We start from the raw sequence: 24,125 nt of genomic DNA, 5'->3' as shown, positions 1-24,125 counted from the left end.
CTGCTTGAGGCGTTTTTGTCGCCTATCGCTTCGCTGCTTGAGGCGGGCTGGGCCTACCCCCGCAGCAGCTCCGGAAGATCGCCAGATACGCCGCGCGCTTCGTCCATGAAGAACTGCTTCAATAGCGGCGTCCGCTGCACCGCCGCCATGCCCATGCGGCGCACTGCGCTGGCGGTCTTGCCCGGCACGCCGAACAGCCGCGTCAGCCCGTCAGTTGCCAGTGCGACCATAAAGCTGTCGAGCCCGCGCCACGTCTCGTAGCGCTTCAGCAGTTCCGGATCGCCCGGATCAAGGCCCAGCCGCGCGCCTTCCGCCAGCACTTCGACCAGCGCGCCCACGTCCCTCAGGCCAAGGTTCAACCCCTGCCCCGCAATCGGGTGAATGCCATGCGCGCTATCGCCGATCAGCGCGAGGCGTTCGGCGGTGATCTTGGCGGTGTGGTGGAAGCCCAGCGGATAGCTTGAGCGGTGGCCCACCGAGGTCACCTTGCCCAGCACCCCGCCCATGCGCTTTTCGATCTCGGCGAGGAAGGCGCGGTCGCCCAGCTTGGTGACGCCCGCCGCATCGCTCTCCGACACGGTCCACACCAGCGAGGAGCGGTGGGTGCCGTCGGCATCGTCGTTCAGCGGTAGCAGCGCGAAGGGGCCTGCCGGGTAGAAGATTTCCCACGCGACATTCCCGTGCGGCTTTTCGTGGGTCAGCCCGGCGATGATCGCGCGGTGCTTGTAATCCCACTTGGCGATGGTGATGCCGGCAGAATCGCGCGTGGGCGACTGGCGGCCCTCGGCGGCGATCATCAGCGATCCGGAGAACTTGCGTCCGTCGCTGAGCACGGCGGCAACGCCATATTCGCTGCGTTGGCGCTCCACCACCGTCGCGAGGCTGGTCCATTCGATCAGCGGCTCTTTCGCCGCCGCCTCGAACAGCGCGAGGCGCAAGCGGCGGTTGGGGAACATCCGCCCGAGCGTGCCGCCCCCTTCGCCGGGGACGAAATCGAGCCGACCGGGCTTTTGCTGATCGGTGACAGCAATCGCGGCGATATCGCAGGCGAACTGCTCCAGCCCCTCGGCAATCCCGATATTCTCGAACAGGTGCCAGCTTGCGGTCGAGATCGCGGTGGCGCGGTCGTCGAAGCCTTCGGCGGTAAGCTCGGCCGGATCGGCGCGGTCGATCACGTGGCTCGAAAGCCCCTTCTTCGCCGCCGCGAGCGCGAGGGTCATGCCCACCAGCCCTCCGCCGAGGATCACCAGATCGCGGGTTTCGTTGGAAGGCTTTGTCACCGTGTCGGCTCCGATTGCGAAGATTGTGCGGCGAGCCTAGAGGGTAGCGCGTGTCCCGCGCAAGAAACTTCCCGCACCCGATCCGTCAATTGCTTGCATGGGGCCTTGCGCTCCTCGCAAGTCTCGTGGTGGCAGGCGCGGCCCATGCGCAGTATGCCGAGCGCAAGGCGGTCTATGGCGACGCAAACATCGCGGTCGAACTGCTGATTGATCCAGCGGCTCCCGAGGGCACGCAGATGCTGGCGCTGCGCTTCACGCCCAAGGCGCGCGAATGGCACGGCTACTGGTCGAACCCCGGCGATGCGGGGCAGGGGATGCGCCTGACGCTCGATCTGCCTGCGGGCTGGGAGGCGGGCAATCCGCTCTATCCAGTGCCCAAGCGGCTGGTGATCAGCGGGCTGATGAACCACATCTACGAAGGCCCCTACACCGTGCTGGTGCCGGTAAAGCTGGGGCCGGAGGCTGCACTTGCCGATGCCGGGCCGATCACCGGCATGGTTGAATATCTCGCCTGCACCGACAAGATCTGCGTGCCGCAGGATGCGGTGCTGACTTCGCGTGCCGGAGGCGATTTCGCGCGTTGGCGGGCCGAGGTCGCGCCGCTGCTCGATGCGCGCGCGCGCTTCGCGATTGCGGGCGAGACCCTGCGCGTGGCGATCCCCTTGCCTGCGAGTGTCGGCCTTGCCGATCCGCACGTGTTCATCGCCGAGACGCGGCAGGTCCAATATGCCGCGCCCCAGACCTTCCGGCGCGTGGGCGATGTGCTGGTGGCCGAGATTGCACTGGCGGATCGACGCGACGGCGATGCGGCTGCGCTTTCGGGCATCCTGTCTTTCGGGGACGGCGCAGGCATCCGCTTCGAGGCTGCTCCCGGCGAGGTTCCCACCGGCGGCGAGGTGATCGCCGGGAAAGCCGACGCGCCGCTTCCGCCGCTGTGGACGCTGATCCTCGGCGCGCTGGCGGGAGGCCTGCTGCTCAACATCATGCCCTGCGTCTTCCCGATCCTGAGCCTCAAGGCGCTCACGCTGGCTCGCGCGGGCGAGAGCGAGGCCAAGGCGCGGGCTGAAGGCCTCGCCTATACCGCCGGCGTGGTTCTCGCCTGCGTGGCGCTGGGCGCGGTGATGCTCGCCCTGCGCGCAGCGGGCGAGCAGGTCGGCTGGGCGTTCCAACTGCAGGAGCCGGGCGTGGTTGTCGCTCTGCTGGTGCTGGCCGCTGCGATCACCGCCAACTTTGCGGGAATGTTCGAGCTGCCCGCCGTCTCGGTGAATATGGGTGGCGAGCGCACCGGAGCCTTTGCCACGGGGCTTCTGGCCGCCTTCGTGGCGACGCCCTGCACCGGGCCGTTCATGGCGGCGGCATTGGGCGCGGCGCTGCTGCTGCCGACGATTGAGGCACTGGCGCTGTTCGGCCTGCTCGGGCTGGGACTTGCGCTGCCCTTCCTCCTGCTCGGCTTCGTGCCGCCCTTGCGTCGGATGCTGCCCAAGCCCGGCGCGTGGATGGAGCGGTTCCGGCGGATCATGGCGATCCCGATGGGGCTGACCGCGCTGGCGCTCGTCTGGCTCACGGCGCAGCTGGGCGGGCGCGGCTTCGGCCTTGTCGCGCTGGTGCTGGTGGTCGGCGTGCTGATCGCGCTGTTCGTGGTCGGCCGCTTGCAGCGCGCTGGAAAGATGGCGTGGCCCGCCTTCGCGCTGGTGGCCGCGCCGTTCCTTGCCTTTGCCCTGATTGCTCTGCCTTCGGTCTACGAGGTGAAGGCGAGCGGCGAGAAGGACAGCATCCACAATCCCCAAAGCTTCACCCGCGAGGCGCTGGCCAAGGCGCGCGCGTCAGGCAAGCCGGTGTTCGTGTGGTTCACCGCCGACTGGTGCGTCACCTGCAAGGTCAACGAAGCCGCCGCGATCGAGCGCGAGAGCGTGCGCGATGCCTTCGATGCGGCGGGCGTCGTCACCATTGTCGGCGACTGGACCGTGCGCGACGCGGCGATCACCGAGTTCCTGACCGAGCAGGGCGCAGCGGGCGTGCCGCTTTATCTGTGGTATGCGCCGGGTGCGGCCGCGCCGCAGCAATTGCCGCAGGTGCTTACGCCGGAGCTGTTGGAGCAGCAGGCGCTTCAACCTTCCGGCACGCCTCAACCAGCTGACCCGGTAGCGAGCTCGGATTAAGGCGCACGAGGCCGGCGCCCGGCACGGTCACGGTCACTTCGAGCGGGCCGACGAGCGCGTTCCACCCTTGCGCGATCGCAGGGGCCTCGCCCTGCCACAGCTGCTGCCCGCCGACCTTGGTGGCATCCACCGGAAAACGCCCGATATAGCGGTTGCCGATCACCGCCAGCAGCGCCTGTGCGTCGCGGTCCGCCGGGGCATGGCGGGTGATCCTGAGCTGCGCGGCCGGTGTGCCGGGGGCAAGGCATTGCAGCGAGACCAGCACCGGCTGGCCGGGAATGCCGTAGACCAGCCGTCCGGCGGTCTTGCTCTGCGCCCAGATCGCGCCTTCCACCGGCGGCGAAGCCATCGGCTCTGACGGCCCGAGGCTGGCGGGCACATTGGCAGCCCGTGCCATGGCCGCATCGGTGGGCGGCGGCTTGCAGGCGGGCAGAGCCAGCGCCGCTGCCGCCATCACACCCGAACAGGCAAGGCGTCCCACCCGCATCAGCGCGCCTTGATGAAGGCGCGGATATCGGCGGAGAGCTTGGTCCGGTCCTCGTCGCGCACATACATCATGTGGCCCGCGTCATAATATTTGAAGGTGATGCGGTCCTGCGGGATGCCGCTGCGCTTCAGCGAATATTCCGCGCCGAAGAAGGGCGTGGCGAAATCGTAATAGCCTTGCGCGTTGAACAGCCGCAGCTGGCGGTTCTGGCGCATCGCCTGCCCGATCAGCGGGGCGATGTTGAGATAGGCTCCGCGGCCCCCGCCGCCCAGCGACCAGTCCCAGTAGCGCCCCGGCTCGCGTCCGATCGACTGGTATTCGCGGTCCGTGGTGTAGCCGAGGCTCTCGCGCGCCCAGGCATTGATCGCGGCGGTATAGCCCGCATCGATCCCGTAGAAGCTGGGATCATCATCCGGCGTCTCGCCCGCATTGTCGTAATCGGTGCCGGTGTAGCGCGCATCCAGACGCCCGATGGTCTGACCCCGGTCACGAAGCAGCTCCTTGTAGAAGCGCTGATCGGTGACGCGCAGATCGGCCTGTTCGAGATAGGTTTCCGACAGGCCGGTGAGGCGCGACAATTCGCGGCGAACACTCGCGCGCTCGTCTGCCGGAAGCTCCGCGCCCTTCAGAAGTGCGGTGGCGAAGGGGCCGATGGCGAACTTGCGGGCTTCCTCGACGATGGCTTCCACCGAAGGCGCCTGCACCTTCCCATGATAATATGCCGCCGCCGCCATGTTGGGCAGGGTGACGATATAGGCGAGTTCATTGCCCGGCGTCGGCTCGCGGCCCGCAAAGTCGAGGATGGTGGAGATCAGGATCAGCCCGTTGAGCCCGACGTCGTTGTAGGTGGAGCCCTCCAGCTCGTCGACCACCATCGCGGTGCGGCTGGTGCCGTAGCTTTCCCCGCCGAGATATTTGGGGCTGTTCCAGCGGCCATTATCGTTGATCCAGCGGCGAATGACCTGCGCCACCGCACGGCCATCCTGCCTGAGGCCGTAATACTTCTTGGGATCGGTGCCCTGCGTCAGGTGGCTGAAGCCTGTCCCCGGCGGATCGATGAAGACGAGATCGGCGACATCGAGCAGGCTGTCGGGATTGTCGAGCAGCGGGTAGGGCGGCGCGCCGTCATCCTTCGCATCCGAGGGGATCGCCACGCGCTTCGGCCCGAAGGCACCCATCTGGAGCCACACCGAGCCCGAGCCCGGCCCGCCGTTGTAGATGAAGAACACGGGCCGCGAAGGGTCTGCCGGGGTCTTCACATAGGAAGTGGTGACGATCACCGCCTCGGGCTTGCCGTCATCGCTGGTGAGGATCGTGTCGGCAATCGTGGCGCGATAGGCGATGCGCTGCCCGCCGAAAGTGCCTGCCAGATCGCGGGTTTTGACCTGCGCGGTGGGCGCGGCAGCGGCGGGCTTGGCGGCCTCGGGTTTCGGCGCGTCCTGCGCGGTGGAAGGGGCGGTGAGGGCGAGCGTGCTGACAGCGGCCAGCGCGGCAATGAGTCGCGTGTTCATGGGGCGAGGGGTTGGCAGGCCACTTTGCGGCAATCAAGCCCCACACCCCTATTCGTCACCCTGAACTTGTTTCAGGGTCCATTTCGCCGTTCGAATTGCCGTTCGGAGCCGCAGAATGGATGCTGAAACAAGTTCAGCATGACGAAGGAATGGAGGTTAGCCCTTTTTGGCAATCCACATGCCGATCTGGATGCCGGCCAATCCCGAACTCCCTGCGACACCAAGGATAAGGATCGTAAGCGATGTAATTTCAAAGGGGGTCATGGCTCCACCACATATGCTTGCACCATTCTTGCAATCCTGCGGGCTTCGGTGGCGCTAAGATCATCCGGAAGATTTTGAATTACAACAATTTTGTTTGGACGAATGGTGATGGACACCGAGTTAGGTGATTCCTGCGTTGCATATCGCGCGTTTTCCGCACTTTCGGTTGATTTATGGCCAGTTTCAAGCCAAATCGGATCAGCGTCCAAGATTTTAGCAAGCGTAACAACCTTGTCTCGACGAGCTTGAGCCTCGCCCTCATGCCACTTTCGGCAAGTTTCAGGCGAAATTGTTTCACCACGTTTTTCTTTGAATCTTTCTATGATCCACGAGTATCGGCCTTGATGCTTGGCAGGGCAGTGCGGGCTGTCATCGCAAGCCGCACGAAATCGTTCGCCGAACGCTTTGGCTCGGAGGGGTTTGTTGTTTGGTATAGGGTCTTTCATGGCTCGGCTGACTCCGTTTCTAGGGTTAGAAATACAGAAACCCTCGCAAGAAGCAATGAAAAAGAGAATAATCAACCTTAAGTGGAATAAGTGCTAGGATTAAGGCCTCAAGGCCTCCCGCCCATCTTCTTGTAGCGCGTCTTGCCGAAGCGGGTCTTGCGCGTCCCCGGCTTGCCTTCGTTGCTGCGGCCCACCATCGGAGCCTTGCGCTCGCCTTCCGGCAGGCCGAGCTCGTCCGCTTCCAGCCGCCGGATCTCGTCGCGCAGCCGTCCCGCCTCCTCGAATTCGAGGTTCGCCGCCGCGTCGCGCATGCGCTTTTCGAGGTCTTCGATGTAGGAACGCAGATTGTGTCCGACGAGGTTGTTGCGCTCCTCGTCGCCGGTATCGACCAGCACCGAATCCTGCGCCGCCGTATGCGCGACGATATCGTGGATGTTGCGCTTGATGGTCTGCGGCGTGATGCCGTGCGCCTCGTTATATTCCTGCTGCTTGGCCCGGCGGCGATCGGTCTCCGCGAGCGCGCGTTCCATGCTTCCCGTGATGCGATCGGCATAGAGGATCACGCGGCCATCCACGTTGCGCGCGGCGCGGCCGATGGTCTGGATCAGCGAGGTTTCCGAGCGCAGGAACCCTTCCTTGTCGGCATCGAGGATCGTCACCAGCCCGCATTCGGGAATGTCGAGCCCCTCGCGCAGCAGGTTGATCCCCACCAGCACGTCATAGACGCCCAGACGCAGGTCGCGGATCAGCTCGATGCGCTCCAGCGTTTCGACATCCGAGTGCATGTAGCGCACCCGCACGCCCGCCTCGTGCATGAATTCGGTGAGGTCTTCGGCCATGCGCTTGGTGAGCGTGGTGACGAGGGTGCGGTAGCCCTTGGCGGCGGTCGCCTTGCACTCGGTGATGCAGTCCTGCACCTGATCCTCGACGGGTCTGATTTCCACCGGCGGGTCGATCAGGCCGGTGGGGCGGATCACCTGTTCGGCAAAGACGCCGCCGGTCTGCTCCATTTCCCAGCCGCCGGGGGTTGCCGAGACGGCGAAGGTCTGCGGACGCATCGCGTCCCATTCGTTGAAGCGTAAAGGTCGGTTGTCGATGCAGCTCGGCAGGCGGAAGCCGTATTCGGCGAGCGTCAGCTTGCGGCGGTGGTCCCCGCGCGCCATCGCGCCGATCTGCGGCACGGTCTGGTGGCTTTCATCGACGAAGAGCAGCGCGTTTTCGGGCAGGTATTCGAACAAAGTCGGCGGCGGCTCGCCCGGCAGGCGGCCGGTGAGGAAGCGGCTGTAGTTCTCGATCCCCGCGCAGGAGCCGGTGGCCGCGATCATTTCCAGATCGAAATTGGTGCGCTGTTCCAATCGCTGGCGTTCGAGCAGCTTGCCTTCCGCCTCCAGTTCCTTGAGCCGTTCCTCCAGCTCGAATTTGATCGCGGCAGCGGCCTGTTTCATCGTCGGCCCGGGCGTCACATAGTGCGAATTGGCATAGACCCGCACCTTTTCCAGCTTGGCGCCCTTGGTGCCGGTGAGGGGATCGAATTCGGCAATCTCCTCGATCTCGTCCCCGAAGAAGCTCACCCGCCAGGCCATGTCCTCGTAGTGCGAGGGGAAGATTTCGAGGCTGTCCCCGCGCACCCGGAAACACCCGCGGGTGAAGGCCGCGTCATTCCGCTTGTACTGAAGCGCCACCAGCTTGCGGATGAGTTCGCGCTGATCGACGCTTGTCCCCAGCTTGATGTCGAAGATCATCGCTGAGTACGTTTCGACCGAGCCGATCCCATAGAGGCACGAGACCGAGGCCACGATAATCACGTCGTCACGCTCCAGCAGCGCGCGGGTGGCGGAGTGACGCATCCGGTCGATCGCCTCGTTCACCGAGCTTTCCTTCTCGATATAGGTGTCCGAGCGCGGCACGTAGGCTTCGGGCTGGTAGTAGTCGTAATAGGAGACGAAATACTCGACCGCGTTTTCGGGGAAGAAGCTCTTGAACTCCCCATAAAGCTGGGCGGCGAGGATCTTGTTGGGGGCAAGGATCAGGGCCGGGCGCTGCAAGGTCTCGATCACCTTGGCCATGGTGAAGGTCTTGCCCGAGCCGGTGACGCCGAGCAGCACCTGCGTCTTCTCGCCCGCCAGCGCGCTCTGCGTCAGTTCGGCAATCGCGGTCGGCTGGTCGCCTGCCGGCTCGTAGTCCGAGACCAGCTTGAACGGGATTCCGCCCATCGACTTTTCGGGACGCTGGGGGCGGTGCGGGGTGAAATCGGCGCCCGTTTCGGGCTCGTCCAGTCCGCGGCGGATCACGAGTTCGGCCATGGCGTCTCTATGGGGAACAAAGCGGGGACGTGCAAGGCGGCTTGCGGCGTTTCGCCGTGCCGATATGGTAGCGGGCGGGATCGCCTATGGGAGGATTGCCGATGTATCGCAGGTTTGCTTGCCTTGCCGCCGGTCTGCTGGCGCTGGCCCCGGTTTCTGCATGGGCACAGACAGCGCCGCTGGCCTTCACCGGCCCGGTCGCCAGCGCACTGGCGCAAAGCACCGCCACGCCGGGCATCGATGCGGACGAGGCCGCCGTCCTCTTGAAGGCGCTGCTGGCAAACCGCGGCGAATATGGCGCGCCGGTGATGCCGCCGGAGGGCAGGGCCTTGCTGGAGCAGCTGTCGCGCGCATCGGCGCCGGTTCCGGTGCTGCTCGACGGCAAGCGGCGCGAGATCGGGCCGATGCTGCCCGATGGCGTGCGGTTCATGCAGCTGGCAATCGGCGGCACGCCCGATAACCTCAACCTGTGGCAGTCCCCAAATCCGGAAATCCGGCTGCATCTGGTGCGGATCTATGGGCTTGAGGTGCCGGCCCTGACGAACGCGGTCGAGGCGATGGTCTATGCCGATCTGCTGCAGGCTTGGCGCAACAGCACGGTCGGCAACGCCTATGAACCGCTCAGAAATAGTATCGGGGATGTGGTGCGGTTGCTCGACACCACCACGCCGAACAACCGCAAGACAGGCCGCGCGCTGATCGTCAAGGCCATGAAGCGCGTTGATTCTGTCAGCAGCGATGCCGTGCCCGATTATCTCTACAGCTGGGTCGCGGAGTAGACCGGTGCGGCATTTTCGTGCCCGAATTGCGGCGCAATCGTTTAAGCTGGGGCGAGGAGCAGGAGAGACAGTCATGAAACGGATCATCATCGCAATTGCAGCTACCGGCCTGCTTGCCGGGTGCTCGGGCGGGAAGACCGATGCCGATGGTGACGGCGAGGTCAGCATGAAGGAGGCTGCCACCAAGGCCGAGGCTGCCGGGCTGAAGCCCGAGCCGGGCCAGTACAAGGCCACCATCACCATGACCGGGATCGACATCCCCGGCCTGCCGCCCGAGATGAAGGGGCATGGCGCGGGGCTGACCACCACCACCGAATATTGTCTGACCCAGGAAGAGGTCGACAAGGGCTTCGAGGACATGATGAAGCGCGGCCAGAACGGCGAGTGTGCCTACGAGAGCTTCACCCTTGATGGCGGCAAGATGGACGCTGTGATGGTATGCAAGTCCGGGCAGGGCGATGCGCGCATGACGATGAGCGGCAATGTCACGCCGACCTCGTCCGATTTCACCGCGACCATGGCGCTCGACACGCCGGATGCCAAGGGCGGCTCGATGAGCTTTGCCGCCAAGCACGAACGGGTGGGGGATTGTCCCGCGAAGTGATGGGCAGGCGCGATTATGTCGGATTTGTTACGCGCGTGACACTTCATTGAATGTTCAGGCGGACTGTGGCTTGAGGTGAGCCATGATCCAGCCCCGCCTCATCCCTGAAAAGCCCCGACTGCCTGCCCCGCTGATCGCAGCCGGTACGCAGGCGCGTCAGGCCTATCAGTCGAGCGCCTTTGCCCGCCGCGTGGCCTTGGCGCGCGAGGATTGCCCGGAGGAATACCAGGCCGGAAAGCCAGCGCTGGCGCGGATGCTGGGCGAAGCGCAGGTGCTGCTCGAACCCTGGCGCCGTCCGCGCCGCAAGCTCGATATTCCCCAGACTGCCAATCCGCAGATGGTGATGATCCTCCCCGGCTTTGCCACCCATCCGGTGCGCATGCGCTATCTGGCACAGGCGCTAGAGGCGGCGGGGCATCGCACCAAGCGCTGGGGGCTGGGCTTCAACTGGGGTCCGGACGAGGAGCGTTTCGAGATGCTCGAAGCGCGGCTCGCGAGCCTCCATGCGCGCCATGGCGGTCCGGTGGTGCTGCTCGGCTGGAGCCTTGGTGGGCTGTTCGCGCGCGAACTTGCCAAGCGCAATCCGGACGCGGTCGCCAAGGTCATCACCATGGGCTCGCCTTTCAGTGGCTCTCCGCGGGCGAACAATGTCTGGCGCGCCTATCAGTTCATCACCGGCCATTCGGTCGACGCCCCGCCGGTGGTGGCCGATCTCGCCGCCAAGCCCCCCGCCGAGACCGTGGCGCTGTGGAGCCCCAATGACGGCGCCATCGCCCCGCGCTGCGCTGCCGGCCGCCCGGGCGAACGCGACCGCGCCATCGCGCTGCGCTGCACCCATATCGGCTTCACCTATGATCCCGGCGTGATCAGCACCGTGCTCGAAGAGCTTGAAACCACGCAACCCTGATTGCTCCCGCGCCAAGACCGCTTTCCTTTTGCAAAAGCGGCGTTAGTTTGTGCACTGCACCTAAGGGCACAAGCGGGGGTCGATGAGCGCGGGCGGCAGCAATTTTGACGAGATGTTCGATGCTGGCGGCCAGACCCGGCCGGCCTACGCCGAGTATGGTCGCTGGTTCAATGAACAGCCCGCCGAATTCCTGAAGCGCAAGGATCGCGAGGCGGATGATACCTTCCGCCGCACCGGCATCACCTTCAATGTCTATGGCGAGAACGAGGCCGAAGAACGCCTCATCCCCTTCGACATGGTCCCGCGCATCATCACCGCGTCGGAATGGCGCAAGCTCTCCAAGGGCATCGAGCAGCGCGTGCGCGCGCTCAATTCCTTCCTCTATGACCTCTACCACCGGCAGGAGATCGTGCGCGCGGGCCGCCTGCCTGAGCGCCTGCTGCGCGGCAACGAGGCGTGGCTCGCCAACATGGTGGGCTTTACCCCTCCGGGCGGCATCTACACCCATATCGTCGGCATCGATCTGGTGCGCACCGGGCCGGACGAATTCTTCGTGCTGGAAGATAATGCGCGCACGCCCTCGGGGGTCTCCTACATGCTGGAGAACCGCGAGACGATGATGGCGATGTTCCCCGATCTGTTCAGCCGGATCGGGGTGGAGAGCGTTTCCAACTATCCGCGCCGCCTCGCGCGCAGCCTTGCCGCCTGCGTCCCGCCCGCCTTTACCGGCGGCAAGCCGACGGTCGCGGTGCTGACGCCGGGGATCTACAACTCGGCCTATTTCGAACACGCCTTCCTCGCCGACCAGATGGGGGCAGAGCTGGTCGAGGGGAGCGATCTGCGCGTGGTGGGTGGCCGCGTGCAGATGCGCACCACCCGCGGCTACAAGCCGATCGACGTGCTCTATCGCCGCGTCGATGACGAATTCCTCGATCCGCTCACCTTCAATCCCAGCTCTGTGCTGGGCGTGCCGGGGATCATGGACGTCTACCGCGCGGGCGGAATCACCATCGCCAATGCGCCCGGCACCGGGGTGGCGGACGACAAGGCGATCTATTCCTTCATGCCCGAGATCGTCGAGTTCTACACCGGCGAGAAACCGCTCCTTCCCAATGTCCAGACATGGCGCTGCGCCGACAAGGACAGCCTTGCCTATGTGCTCGACAATCTGGCCGAACTGGTGGTGAAGGAAGTCCACGGATCGGGCGGCTACGGGATGCTGATCGGGCCGACGTCGTCGAAGCGCGAGATCGCCGCCTTCCGCGAGAAGCTGGTCGCCAAGCCTGACAATTACATCGCCCAGCCCACGCTCTCGCTCTCGACCTGCCCGATCTACACCGCCAAGGGTCTTGCCCCGCGCCATGTCGATCTGCGGCCCTTCGTGCTGGTCAGCCCCGAAGGCATCGACATCACGCCCGGCGGGCTCACTCGCGTTGCGCTCAAGAAGGGATCGCTGGTGGTCAACTCCAGTCAGGGAGGCGGCACCAAGGATACCTGGGTGCTGAAGGACTGAGCATGCTGGGTAGAACCGCAAATGGCCTGTTCTGGATGTTCCGCTATCTCGAGCGGGCGGAGAACACGGCGCGCCTGCTCGAAGCGGCGCTGCGCATGGCGCTGACCCGCGATGTGGTGACCGCCGAGGCCGAATGGCGCTCGGTCATCGGGACGCTCGGCCTCAGCCACGCCTACGAGGCAGCGCATGACAGCTATGACGGCGTGTCGGTGTGGAACTTCGTGCTGCGCGGGCCTTCGAACCCGGGCAATGTCCGCGCGATGATGGGGGCGGTGCGCTCCAATGCGCGCGAAGCCCGCATCAACATCTCCTCGGATGTGTGGGAAGCGGTCAACGCCAACTGGATGAAGCTCGACAAGCTGCTCGCCCGCCCGGTCGGCCCGACCATGGTGGGCGAGGTGCTGGCCGCGATCCGGCAGGCGGGAACGCAGGTGCACGGCGCCTTCGACGGATCGATGCTGCGCGACGAGGGCTATCACTTCAGCCGCGCCGGCACCTTCATCGAACGCGCCGACAGCACCGCGCGCATCCTCGACATGAAGTATTTCCTGCTGCTGCCCTCGCTCTCCTATGTCGGGTCGAGCCTCGATACCGGGCAGTGGGAACAGGTGCTGCGCTCGGTCGCGGGGGCGCGGGTCTATTCCTGGCTCAACGCCGGGCAGATCGAGGCGCGCGGGATCGTCGAGTTTCTGGTGCTGGATGATCGCTTCCCCAGAAGCCTTGCCTTCTGCCGCAAGGCCCTGCGTGAAAACATCGCCGCGCTCGCCCGGATGCACGGGGCAGAGGGGCGCTGCAACGCCCTCATGCACGAGGCCGACAGCGGCATGGCGCAGCTGACGGTGGACCAGATCTTCGATGCGGGGCTGCACGAATTCCTCGTCGATTTCCTCGCCCGCAACGGCGCGCTCGCCCAGGCGATCGCCGATGATTACCGGTTCCACGCATGAGGCCGCCGCGATGAGCACGATGCGACTTTCGATCCGGCACACCACCCATTACGCCTTCGCCGGGCCGGTGATGCACGCGCTCCAGCGGCTGCGGCTGACGCCCAAGGAAACGCAGGGCCAGCGCATCATCGAATGGCAGATGCGCTTCGAGAATGCCCATCTCGAACTGGAATATGACGATCAGCACTTCAACCATGTCACGCTGGTGGGGGTGAACCCCGGCGCGCGCGAGGTGACGGTGACCTGCGAGGGCGTGGTCGAGACCGAGGACAATGCCGGGGTGATCGGCCGCCATTCGGGCCACCTGCCCTTGTGGAGCTTCCTGCGCCAGACCCCGTTGACGCGTCCCGGCGCTCGCTTGCGCGCCCTGCTGCGCGAGGTTCCGGGCGGGGCGGCGGGTGAGGCGCGGCTCGATTTTCTTCACGCGCTGTCCGGCCTGATCCGCGAACGTATCGCCTATGAAACGGGTCGCACCCATGCTGCCACCACGGCCGAGGAAGCGGTTCAGCACGGCTACGGCGTGTGTCAGGACCACGCGCATATCTTCATCGGCGCCGCGCGGGCGAGCGGCATCCCCGCGCGCTATGTCAGCGGCTACCTGATGATGGATGACCGGATCGAGCAGGAAGCCACCCACGCCTGGGCCGAAGCCCATGTCGAAGGGCTGGGCTGGGTCGGCTTCGATGTTTCCAACGGCATCAGTCCTGATCCGCGCTATGTCCGTGTCGCCACAGGGTGCGATTATCGCGACGCTGCACCTGTCACCGGCATCAGCTTTGGCGGGATGGAGGAAGTGCTGCGGGTCGATGTCGCGGTCGCGCCCCACGCGCTGAGCGAGCAGCAGCAGAGCCAGACCGGACAATAGCGCGCGCGCACGCTTTGCCTTGGTCCGGCTTTGGGCTAGGGCAGGCGCCTTTGCGGCATCGGGCGGGGAAGAGGAACTGGCATGACCTATTGCGTTGGCATGGTGCTCGACAAGGGGCTGGTGCTGATGAGCGACACCCGCACCAATTCGGGCGTCGACAACATCTCCACCTTCCGCAAGCTGTTCCACTGGAGCGTGCCGGGCGAGCGCATGATCGCGGTGATGACCGCGGGCAATCTTGCCACCACGCAGGCGGTCATCAGCCAGCTCGAAGAGCGCACCAAGGCCCCCTCCGAGCGCGAGAACACCCTGCTCAAGGGCCCGACCATGTTCCAGGTGGCCACCGAGATCGGCCGGCTGCTGCGCACCACCATCGAAACCGCGCAGACCGAGAACGGCGACAACGGCAAGGGCCGCTTCACCGCCACCATGATCCTCGCCGGGCAGATCGCGGGGATGCAGCCGCGCCTGTTCATGATCTATCCCGAAGGCAATTTCATCGAAGCCAGCTGGGACACGCCCTTCTTCCAGATCGGCGAGACCAAGTATGGCCGCCCGATCCTGATCCGCGGCTATGACCGGGCCATGAGCTTCGAGGATGCGGTGAAGCTGATGATGGTGAGCTTCGATTCAACGCTCAAGGCCAATCTATCGGTCGGCCTGCCGCTCGATCTGCTGGTGATCGGCAAGGATGCCTTCGCGCCCAGCCACGAACATCGGGTGACAGCGGACGATCCCTATTTCACCACGATCTCGTCAGGTTGGGGGGACGCGCTGCGATCGGCCTTCCACTCGCTGCCGGCTTACAGTTTCGGCTCCAAAGACTAACGCGCTAACCAAATCAAGGTTCGATTTGGAGCGTTTTTTGTCAATCTAATCATTGGCTTGATCGACACCGGTTACGGTAAATCCTCCGGATCGGCGGCGACCCTGCGTGAAATGCCTAAGTAGCTGGCGCAGTCATCATCGCATGACACGCAAAGCATCCCTCCACTTCATCGATTCCTGCAGCCGCCAGCGGGCCGAACTGGCGCGTGTGGGTTTTGCCCTGGGCCATCATTGCGAGGTCTATGGCGATCTGTCGGAGCTGTCGGTCCACCCGCCGCGCGAAGGCATCATCATCGCGCGCGACACGGCCGAGGAAGGCGGCGTCGGCATGATCCTCGATCGGCTCAGCCGGCTGGGCATCTGGCTGCCGCTGATCGCGGTCGATGTGCAGCCACGCCCGGGCCGCATTGTCGAAGCGATCAAGTCCGGTGCGCTCGATTATCTCGCTCTGCCGCTCGATCCGGAGCGTTTCACCCGCTGTCTCACCCGCATCGGCAAGGAAGCCGAACAATTCGGTGCCGCCCGCCGCCGCATGATCGAAGCGCGGGACAGGATTTCCACCCTCTCGGCGCGCGAGCGCGAGGTGCTCGACTGGCTGGCCGAGGGCAGCAGCAACAAGGCGATCGCGCGCGAACTCGATATCAGTCCGCGCACGGTCGAAATCCACCGCGCCAACATGATGAACAAGCTGGGCGCACGCCACGCGGCGGAAGCCGTGCGGCTGCGACTGGAAGCGAAGCTGGAACCGAAATTACGGGCCTAGCGCGAAAGCAGGAACGGCAGCTGTCCCACGCCCTGCCGTTCTTCGCGCCTGGCCAACCAGCGCCTGCCGGCATTGGCTCGCCCCCTTTGCCATGCCGGCAGGCCACTGGACTCACGGAAGGGCAGATGGAAGGCGTCGCCGCCTAGCCGATGCACGACCTCAGCGGCAGAAGGTGGTGCCGCCGCTGCCTTCGAGATGGAAGTGATCCTCGTGCGCGGCGTTGTATTCCGGGCCGAGCACCGTGCCGAAGCGCTTGCATGCGCTCTTGTGCACCACCCGCAGGAATTCGCGCGTGTCTGCATCGCCGCCCTGCCAATCGCGCTTCAGGATGATGCGGCGGCCATCGGCGAGCACGAAAGCCGAGACGTCGATGGCCTCGGCCCGCGCATGGGCAGAACGCCGCTCACTGCCTGCGACATTGCGGCAGGAATAGGAGCCCATGGTCTCGATCTTGGCGATCGGGCTGCCGAGGATCTGGCGCGCGGCACGATCAACGCCGAAGCGGGCCCAGTCGCCGAACGCCTTGGCGACGCTGCATTGCACCGGGCCAAGGTTGCTGACCCCGAATTGCGAACGATCCCCTGCCAGCGCGGAAAGCTGCACCGTGCCGAGCTTGTTGCACCCCGGGGCGGCATAGGTATCGGGCAAAGGCTCGAATCGCGCGCCGCTCGCGCCCAGATCTGCAAGGCAGCTGCGGTCCTGTGCGTTCACGGCATAGCTTTGCGGGGCCGAGGTGACGCGGGTTGCAGGCCGCGCTGCGGTGCCGCCGTTCGAAGCGCTGGCCGTCCCCGGGCCTGCGCCGCTGCTGCCCCCCGGCACCAGCGAGCCGCAAGCCCCCAGCACCAGCGCGCCGGCGAGAATGGTCAATCCGCGAAGATGGTCCCTTGCTCTCATGGCTAAGGATTATCGCGCAGAAATGGTTAACGAGACGGAAACATCTGTGCCCAAGCGCGACTTGCTCGCGGCCTGAGGGATTGCCCTAGGGCTGGGCGTCCTCGATCTGCTCCCACAGCTCGATCTTCACTCCGTCGGGATCGAGCAGCCAGGCAAACTTTCCATAGCCCTCGTCCGCCTCGCCCAGAATGGCGATCCCGCGCGCTTTCAATCCGGCGACGAAGCCGTCCAGATCATCGACGCGCAGGTTGATCATGAAGCCGCCGCTGCCGGGCCGGATATAGCTATCATCTGCAAAGTGGCTGATCAGCGAATAGGGATGCTGGCGCGGCTCTGCGGCCCAATCGAGCTGCGGGCCATATTCGCCGTCCACCCCCAGCACATCGCGATACCACGCGCGCGTCGCCGCCGGGTCCTTCACCACATAGAACACCCCGCCCAATCCTGTAACTCTGGGTCCGGTGACGCGCGGTTGCCTGTCTGAAGCCATGCCCAAGCCCTCCCTCGGGCGTGGATTATGCGCCTTTGCGCGAGGCAGGGGAAGGGTTCAGCCCTCGCGCGGGCGGGTCAGTTTGCTCACCACCACGATGGCGGCAAAGGCGGCGACGAAGCCGGGGACGATCTCGTAGAGCCCCGGGCCGCCCAGAAAGGCCTTGTTCCAGCCCATCGCGATCCAGCCCGCTACCACGCCCGCGCCGGTCACCAGACCGGCCACTGCGCCTGCGCCGGTCATCCCGCGCCACAGCAGCGCCAGCAGGATCAGCGGGCCGAAGGCCGCGCCGAAGCCTGCCCATGCGTTGGCGACCAGACCGAGCACCTCGCTTTCCGGATCGGCAGCGATCACCAGCGCGGCCGCGGCGACCAGCGCAACGCACAGCCGCCCGATATTCACCGCCTCGCGTTCGCTCGCGCTGCGGCGCAGGAACAGGCGGTAGAAATCCTCCGTCAGCGAGGAGGAGGACACCAGCAGCTGCGCGGAAATCGTGCTCATGATCGCAGCCAGCAGCGCGGCATAGAGGAAGCCGGTGATGGCCGGATGGAACAGCAGGTTGGCGAGAACGATGAACACCGTCTCGGCATCCTCGATCACGATGCCGTTGGCCTCGGCATAGGCACGCCCCGCCAGCCCCACGGCGACCGCACCGGTGAGCGAGATCACCATCCAGCTCATCCCGATGATCCCGGCGCGCGGGATGTTTTCGACGCGGTCGATCGCCATGAAGCGCACGATGATATGCGGCTGGCCGAAATAGCCGAGGCCCCAGGTCACGGCGCTGATCACGCCCACCAGCGTCGCGCCTTGCGTGAGGCTGAGGAAGCCTTCCTGCGGCACGGAGGACAGGTTGAGCGGGGCGGTGCTGTCATGGCCCGAAAGGATCACCAGCGGCATCACCACCAGCGCCACCATCATGATCATACCCTGTACGAAGTCGGTGAGGCTCACCGCGAGGAACCCGCCGATCGTGGTGTAGATCAGCACGATCCCGGCGGTGATGAGAATGCCGAACATGTAGTCGGACAGCCCGCCCGTCGGCAGTACGCCGGCAAAGGCGGTCGCGAACAGCTTGCCTCCGCCGACCATGCCGGAGGCGGTGTAGACCGTGAAGAAGCCGACGATGATCACCGCCGAGGTGACCCGCAGCATCGTGCCCTGTGCGGGGAAGCGGTTGGCAAGGAATTGCGGGATGGTCAGCGCATTGCCGAGCCGCTCGGTCTGTTCGCGCAGGCGCGGAGCGACGATCCACCAGTTGAGGCCCGCGCCGACGGTCAGCCCGATGGCGATCCACGCCTCCACCAGCCCGCTCGCAAACAGCGCGCCCGGCAGGCCCAGCAGCAGCCAGCCGGACATGTCGGACGCCCCCGCGCTCAAGGCTGTCACCGAAGGCGAAAGGTCGCGCCCGGCGAGCAGATAGCCTTCGGAGGTGTTGCGGGTCTTCGCCCAGGCGTAGATCCCGATCCCGATCATCAGGACGAAATAGACGGCGAGGCTGGCGAGGGTGTAGGTGTTCATGGGGCGGGTGGGTAACAAGCGCAAAGGCGCTTGGCCACCATGTGCCGCCCGTTATCCCTCGTCAGCTCCCTCAATCGTCCTTCTTGCGCCGCGCCTTCTTGCGTTCGTGCGGGCACAGGATCGCCTTGCGCAGGCGGATCGACTGCGGGGTCACCTCGACCATTTCATCATCGTCGATATAGGCGATCGCCTGTTCGAGGCTCATGCGGCGCGGCGGGGTGAGGCGGATCGCATCATCCTTGCCCGACGAACGCACGTTGCTGAGCTGCTTGGCGCGCAGCGGATTGACTTCGAGATCATCGGTCTTGGCGTTCTCGCCGATGACCATGCCCTCATAGACCTTCATCTGCGGCGAGATGAACAATTCGCCGCGTTCTTCCAGCATGTTGAGCGCATAGGCGACCGCATCGCCATCCGAGTTCGAGATCAGCACGCCGTTGATGCGGCCTTCGATCGGGCCCTTGTAGGGGCCGTACTTCTCGAACAGGCGGTTCATGATCCCGGTGCCGCGCGTGTCCGACAGGAATTCGCCGTGATAGCCGATCAGCCCGCGCGAGGGGGCCGAGAAGGTGATGCGGGTCTTGCCCTGGCCAGAGGGGCGCATTTCGGCAAGGTCTGCCTTGCGGCGCTGCATCTTCTCGACAACCGTGCCCGAGTGTTCGTCATCCACGTCGATCACGACGGTCTCGTAGGGCTCCATGCGCTTGCCGTCTTCTTCGCGGAACAGCACGCGGGGGCGCGAAATGCCGAGTTCGAAGCCTTCGCGGCGCATCGTTTCGATCAGCACGCCAAGCTGCAGTTCGCCGCGGCCGGCGACTTCGTAGGCGTCCTTGTCTTCGGACTCCGTGACGCGGATCGCGACGTTGGTTTCAGCCTCGCGCAGCAGGCGGTCGCGAATGATGCGGCTGGTCACCTTGCTGCCCTCGCGGCCCGCGAGCGGCGAATCGTTGACCGAGAAACGCATGGCGAGCGTCGGCGGGTCGATCGGCTGGGCGGCGATCGGATCGGTGACGCTGGGATCGCAGATGGTGTTGGCGACGGTCGCCTTTTCGAGGCCGGCGAGCGCGATGATATCGCCCGCACGCGCGATTTCCACCGGAACGCGCTCGAGCCCGTCGAAGCTCATCAGCTTGGTGGCGCGGCCGGTTTCGATCACCTTGCCGTCCATGTCGATCGCGTGGATCGGATCATTGACCTTGATCGTGCCCGACTGGACGCGGCCGGTGAGCACGCGGCCCATGAAGTTGTCGCGATCAAGCAGGGTGGCAAGGAATGCGAACTTGGCGTCCGGATCGAGGCCGGGCGAGGGGACGTGCTCGATCACCTTGTTGAACAGCGGGGCAAGGGTGCCTTCGCGCGCATCCATGTCCTCGCTCGCATAGCCTTCGCGGCCCGAGGCGTAGAGCACCGGGAAATCGAGCTGTTCGTCATTGGCATCGAGGCTGACGAACAGGTCGAACACTTCGTCCAGCACTTCCTGCGGACGCCCGTCCGGGCGGTCGATCTTGTTGACGACGACGATCGGCTTGAGGCCCAGCGCCAGCGCCTTGCCGGTCACGAACTTGGTCTGCGGCATCGCGCCTTCCGCGCTGTCGACCAGCAGGATCACCCCGTCGACCATCGAGAGGATGCGTTCCACCTCGGCGCCGAAGTCGGCGTGCCCGGGGGTGTCGACGATGTTGATGCGGGTGGTGGCGCCGTCATGTTCCCACTCGACGCTGGTGCACTTGGCGAGAATGGTGATCCCGCGTTCCTTTTCGAGATCGCCCGAATCCATCGCGCGCTCTTCCACGCGCTGGTTTTCGCGGAAGGTGCCTGACTGGCGGAACAACTGGTCAACCAGCGTGGTCTTGCCGTGGTCAACGTGGGCGATGATCGCGATATTTCTCAGCGAGGAGGACATTTTTTCGTGGTTCCAGTCTGGTCCCGGGCGCAGCCGATCCGGGCAGGTCATAAGCATGGCGCACGGCCGGGCGCGCAGGGGTAGGCCGGGTTTGTGGCGGGTTGGCGACAGGCCGCGACGCTACGGCAAGGTGCCGAGGGCGTGCTGCTTGTTGCAATGCAACATCGCGGCGGCGCCTAGCGCACAACCACGAATGGGGCAAGCGTCCCCGCGAGTCTGCCGGTTTGCAACCGCTTACCGAGTGTTGCTCCTGTGCAACACAGTGCCGATTTGCCCCGGAAAAACCCGCGCATTGCGCTTGTCGCGAGTCCAGCACTGGCTTATCACCGGCGCTCAAGTTCGCGGGAGAGAGCGTAGCGGAAGCTGCGTGCCGGGTGTCCGGCGCCGCGATCTGGGGATTTGAGGAGAGGAGCACCCATGCGTTCGACCCACACCGGCACTGCCGGCTCGTACCGATTCACCCTTATGGCAGGCGCCGCGGCCTTCGCTCTGGCGATGCCGGCCGTAGCCCAGGCACAGGACGAAGAGCCTGAAATAGCCCAGGGCAGCAACGTCATCATCGTCACCGCGTCCAAGCGCGAACAGACGCTGCAGGAAACCCCGATCGCGGTTTCGGTGACCAGCGGCGAGACGATCGAGCGTGCGCAGATCCGCGACGTGCTCGACCTTCAGACGGTCGTCCCCTCGCTGCGCGTCAGCCAGCTGCAGACCTCGTCGGCCACCACCTTCATCATCCGCGGCTTCGGCAACGGCGACAACAACTTCGGGATCGAGCCTTCGGTCGGCGTGTTCATCGACGGCGTGTTCCGTTCGCGCTCGGCTTCGGCCCTGTCCGACCTCAACATGGTCCAGCGCGTTGAAGTGCTCAACGGGCCGCAATCGACGCTGTTCGGCAAGAACGCCTCGGCCGGTGTGATCTCGGTCGTCACCAAGGAGCCGCAGTACGAATTCGGCGGTCAGGTCGAAGCAGTCTACGGCAACTTCAACCAGATGTTCCTGCGCGGTGAAGTGACCGGCCCGATTACCGAGAACATCGCTTTCTCGCTCGACGGCACCTACCAGAAGCGCGACGGTTTCGGCCGCATCGTGAACCTCAACAATGCCGAGATCAATGACCGCAACCGCTGGTCGGTGCGCGGCAACCTGCTCATCGAGCCCTCGGCCGACGTCAAAATCCGCCTGATCGCCGATTATGGCAAGATCGACGAGGTCTGCTGCCAGACCAGCAACGTGGTGGTTGGCGGCACGACCGCGGTTGTCATCGGCGGGGTCGGCGGGCAGTTCCCGACCGATTTCTTCAGCAACGATAACTTCCTCAATATCGTGCCGGTCAACACCAACAAGAACTACGGGGTTTCGGGCCAGCTCGACTGGAACTTCGGCAGCCTGACCCTGACCTCCATCACCGCCTATCGCGAACTGCGCAACGCCTTCACCCAGGACGTCGACTTCACCAGCGCCGACCTGACGGTGGAAAGCCGCGCGCAGGGGGTGGATACCTTCACTCAGGAACTGCGCCTGACCTCGGACTTCGACGGCCCGCTCAACTTCCTGATCGGCGGCTATTACTTCGACGAGAAGATCACCCAGGACAGCTCGCTGACCGTGGGCCGCGACTTCCGCAACTTCGCCGCGTTCCAGGCCGCTCCGGCTTCGCTGCTGCCGCCCAACCCGACCGCTGCCCAGCGCATCGCCGTCGGCAACGCGGTTCTGCGTAACGTTGAAGGCGGCCTTGGCTTGCCGCTTGGCTCGATCCTCGGCGGCACGAACACCGGTCTGACCCGCGAGCGCTTCGGCCTCGACAACACCTCGTGGTCGATCTTCGGCACGGTGGATTTCGAGCCGCTTGACGGCCTCGTCTTCACCGCCGGCTTCAACTACACCGACGACAAGAAGGACTTCGAGATCGAGACGCTGGCGCTTGATCCGCTGGCCAACATCAACCTCGTCGATGCCTTCATTACCGGGGCGACCAGCGGGGCGGTGCGCAACCGCGCCCAGTTCCAGGCGCTGCCGGCGGCCAACCAGCAAGCGCTGCTTGCCGCCGCGACCAACCCTGCGGTCAACACGCTGCTGGGCCTCTCGTCGCTGCAGTTCCAGACCCCGTCGCCGTCCGTGCCCAACTCGGTCGAGCCGGGCCGGACCGCCGACAACAAGTTCACCTATCTGCTGCGTGCCGCGTATCAGGTCTCGAACGAGGTGAACATCTATGCGAGCTTCGCCACCGGCTTCAAGGCGAGCTCGATCAACCTCTCGCGTGACAGCCGTCCGCTGCTCAGCGATTACACCCCGGGTCCGCGCGGTTCGACCTTCGCGGCGCCGGCCTCGCCGATCATCAATGCGGGTCTGGCGACGCCGAACCTCACCACCGGCACCCGCTTTGCTGGTCCGGAAAATGCCGAAGTCATCGAACTGGGGATGAAGGCACAGTGGGAAGGCTTTGGCTTCAACCTCGCGGTGTTCGACCAGAAGATCAAGGGCTTCCAGAGCTTTGCCTTCACCGGCCTTGGCTTCGCCCTGCAGAACGCCGGTCAGCAGTCGGTCAGGGGCTTCGAGTTCGACAGCACCATCTCGCCGGTCCCCAACCTGGTGTTCACCTTCGCGGCGACCTACCTTGATCCGGTGTTCGACAGCTTCCCGGGTTCGGTGCTCGGCAACCTCACCGGCCAGCGCGTCGGCGGGATCCCGCAGTGGAACCTGCGCACCTCGGCAACCCACACCTGGGAACTGGGCGATGGCGGCACCAAGCTGATCACCCGCGTCGACTACAGCCACGAAAGCAACGTCAACATCAACAACGGCCTGCCGACCTTCAACCGGGCTCTCGGCAACACCCGGTTGTTCGAGCGTGAAGTGAACCTGGTCAACGCCTCGACCACGCTGGCGCTCGACAACGGGCTGGAAGTCGGCTTGTTCGCGCGCAACCTGCTCAACGATCAATACATCCTGACGGTGTTTGACGGCGTGGCGCAGGCCGGTACGGTGTCGGGCTACCCGAGCCCGCCCCGCACCTGGGGTGGCCTGGTGCGCTTCCGCTTCTGATCGCACCCGTAAGGGTAATGTGAAAGGGCCCCGCGCTGATGAAGCGCGGGGCCTTTTTCATTGCGCGAGACCGACGAATATGTTGATTTGTCAGGACTTGCCCGGAGCAAGACCAAAGGGGATCACGCAATGGAATGGATGATTTTGCCGTTCAAACGGTATGCCGATTTCGAAGGCCGTTCGCGGCGCATGGAATTCTGGATGTTCCAGCTGCTCAACGCGCTGGTCGCGGCGGTGCTGGCCGGGCCGTTCTTCGTCGCCCTGATCGGCGCAAGCCTTGCCAATGTCGATGATCCTGCCGCGACCGAGGCTGCGGTGGCCGAGCTGTTCGCGGGAGGGATGGGCCTTTCTGCGATCGGTGTGGGGCTCTACGGGCTCTACGTGCTCGCTGCGCTGATCCCCTCGATTGCGGTGACCGTGCGCCGGCTGCATGACCGCGACATGTCGGGCTGGTGGTATCTCGGCCTGACGCTGGCGAGCCTCATCCCGCTGATCGGCTTTGTCTGCAGCATCGCGCTGTTCGTGCTGATGGTGCTGCCGGGCACCAGCGGCTCCAACCGCTTCGGCGCGGACCCGAAGGATCCTTACGCCGAGGACGTCTTCGCCTGATATCGCCCAG

General features: G+C 65.0%; 20 protein-coding genes. 11 read left to right on the top strand and 9 right to left on the bottom strand.

The window, feature by feature from the left end:
• Window positions 1-53 precede the first annotated feature (53 nt).
• Entirely contained in the window at window positions 54-1,280 is a 1,227-nt protein-coding gene (locus RSE14_RS05525) for a UbiH/UbiF/VisC/COQ6 family ubiquinone biosynthesis hydroxylase (protein ID WP_324076230.1), read from the bottom strand.
• 50 nt (window positions 1,281-1,330) lie between these two features.
• Here RSE14_RS05525 and RSE14_RS05520 point away from each other — a divergent pair, with 50 nt between their 5' ends.
• Complete coding sequence (locus RSE14_RS05520; RefSeq protein ID WP_324076229.1) at window positions 1,331-3,439, top strand: protein-disulfide reductase DsbD family protein; 2,109 nt, start codon at window positions 1,331-1,333, stop codon at window positions 3,437-3,439.
• Here RSE14_RS05520 and RSE14_RS05515 read toward each other — a convergent pair.
• From RSE14_RS05515 to uvrB, 4 genes are all read right to left on the bottom strand, one after another.
• On the bottom strand, window positions 3,357-3,926 hold the full coding sequence (locus RSE14_RS05515) for a hypothetical protein (RefSeq protein WP_324076228.1): 570 nt from the start codon (window positions 3,924-3,926) through the stop codon (window positions 3,357-3,359). The genes RSE14_RS05520 and RSE14_RS05515 overlap by 83 nt on opposite strands.
• Window positions 3,926-5,437, bottom strand: a complete 1,512-nt coding sequence (locus RSE14_RS05510) for a S10 family peptidase (protein WP_324076227.1) — start codon at window positions 5,435-5,437, stop codon at window positions 3,926-3,928. Before RSE14_RS05510 ends, RSE14_RS05515 begins: the two co-directional genes overlap by 1 nt.
• Window positions 5,438-5,697: 260 nt before the next feature.
• A complete protein-coding gene (locus tag RSE14_RS05505; protein WP_324076226.1) occupies window positions 5,698-6,147 on the bottom strand; it encodes a hypothetical protein in 450 nt (149 codons plus the stop codon).
• 107 nt (window positions 6,148-6,254) lie between these two features.
• Window positions 6,255-8,450 carry an excinuclease ABC subunit UvrB gene (uvrB, locus tag RSE14_RS05500; protein WP_324076225.1) on the bottom strand — a complete coding sequence of 732 codons (2,196 nt, stop codon included), beginning with the start codon at window positions 8,448-8,450 and terminating at the stop codon, window positions 6,255-6,257.
• 101 nt (window positions 8,451-8,551) lie between these two features.
• On the opposite strand from uvrB, the gene RSE14_RS05495 reads away from it, so the two are divergent.
• From RSE14_RS05495 to RSE14_RS05460, 8 genes are all read left to right on the top strand, one after another.
• A complete protein-coding gene (locus RSE14_RS05495; RefSeq protein WP_324076224.1) occupies window positions 8,552-9,229 on the top strand; it encodes a hypothetical protein in 678 nt (225 codons plus the stop codon).
• 73 nt (window positions 9,230-9,302) lie between these two features.
• Window positions 9,303-9,833 carry a DUF3617 domain-containing protein gene (locus RSE14_RS05490; RefSeq protein ID WP_324076223.1) on the top strand — a complete coding sequence of 177 codons (531 nt, stop codon included), beginning with the start codon at window positions 9,303-9,305 and terminating at the stop codon, window positions 9,831-9,833.
• An 82-nt stretch (window positions 9,834-9,915) separates the two neighbouring features.
• Complete coding sequence (locus RSE14_RS05485; protein WP_324076222.1) at window positions 9,916-10,740, top strand: esterase/lipase family protein; 825 nt, start codon at window positions 9,916-9,918, stop codon at window positions 10,738-10,740.
• Between the two features lie 82 nt (window positions 10,741-10,822).
• Window positions 10,823-12,253: a circularly permuted type 2 ATP-grasp protein gene (locus RSE14_RS05480; RefSeq protein ID WP_324076221.1), complete on the top strand. Its 1,431-nt coding sequence runs from the start codon at window positions 10,823-10,825 to the stop codon at window positions 12,251-12,253.
• 2 nt (window positions 12,254-12,255) lie between these two features.
• Window positions 12,256-13,200, top strand: a complete 945-nt coding sequence (locus tag RSE14_RS05475) for an alpha-E domain-containing protein (protein WP_324076220.1) — start codon at window positions 12,256-12,258, stop codon at window positions 13,198-13,200.
• A gap of 19 nt (window positions 13,201-13,219) precedes the next feature.
• A complete protein-coding gene (locus tag RSE14_RS05470; protein WP_324076829.1) occupies window positions 13,220-14,065 on the top strand; it encodes a transglutaminase family protein in 846 nt (281 codons plus the stop codon).
• 81 nt (window positions 14,066-14,146) lie between these two features.
• On the top strand, window positions 14,147-14,893 hold the full coding sequence (locus tag RSE14_RS05465) for a proteasome-type protease (RefSeq protein WP_324076219.1): 747 nt from the start codon (window positions 14,147-14,149) through the stop codon (window positions 14,891-14,893).
• Window positions 14,894-15,035: 142 nt separating this feature from the next.
• Entirely contained in the window at window positions 15,036-15,656 is a 621-nt protein-coding gene (locus tag RSE14_RS05460) for a response regulator transcription factor (protein WP_324076218.1), read from the top strand.
• Window positions 15,657-15,815: 159 nt separating this feature from the next.
• Here RSE14_RS05460 and RSE14_RS05455 read toward each other — a convergent pair whose 3' ends face one another.
• From RSE14_RS05455 to typA, 4 genes are all read right to left on the bottom strand, one after another.
• Complete coding sequence (locus RSE14_RS05455) at window positions 15,816-16,550, bottom strand: extensin-like domain-containing protein (RefSeq protein WP_324076217.1); 735 nt, start codon at window positions 16,548-16,550, stop codon at window positions 15,816-15,818.
• Between the two features lie 85 nt (window positions 16,551-16,635).
• Complete coding sequence (locus tag RSE14_RS05450; RefSeq protein WP_324076216.1) at window positions 16,636-17,040, bottom strand: VOC family protein; 405 nt, start codon at window positions 17,038-17,040, stop codon at window positions 16,636-16,638.
• 57 nt (window positions 17,041-17,097) lie between these two features.
• Window positions 17,098-18,561, bottom strand: coding sequence for a sodium/proline symporter PutP (gene putP / locus RSE14_RS05445; RefSeq protein WP_324076215.1), 1,464 nt, complete (start codon window positions 18,559-18,561; stop codon window positions 17,098-17,100).
• Between the two features lie 70 nt (window positions 18,562-18,631).
• Window positions 18,632-20,464 carry a translational GTPase TypA gene (gene typA, locus RSE14_RS05440; RefSeq protein ID WP_324076214.1) on the bottom strand — a complete coding sequence of 611 codons (1,833 nt, stop codon included), beginning with the start codon at window positions 20,462-20,464 and terminating at the stop codon, window positions 18,632-18,634.
• A 417-nt stretch (window positions 20,465-20,881) separates the two neighbouring features.
• On the opposite strand from typA, the gene RSE14_RS05435 reads away from it, so the two are divergent.
• Together RSE14_RS05435 and RSE14_RS05430 are read left to right on the top strand one after the other, a co-directional pair.
• Entirely contained in the window at window positions 20,882-23,506 is a 2,625-nt protein-coding gene (locus tag RSE14_RS05435) for a TonB-dependent receptor (protein ID WP_324076213.1), read from the top strand.
• Window positions 23,507-23,635: 129 nt separating this feature from the next.
• Complete coding sequence (locus tag RSE14_RS05430) at window positions 23,636-24,115, top strand: DUF805 domain-containing protein (protein ID WP_324076212.1); 480 nt, start codon at window positions 23,636-23,638, stop codon at window positions 24,113-24,115.
• Window positions 24,116-24,125 lie beyond the last annotated feature (10 nt).

The organism is Erythrobacter sp. (genome assembly GCF_035194505.1).
GTDB lineage: Bacteria > Pseudomonadota > Alphaproteobacteria > Sphingomonadales > Sphingomonadaceae > Erythrobacter.
The sequence above is the reverse complement of the archived record's forward strand: the minus strand, read 5'-3'. Positions and strand labels throughout refer to the sequence as shown.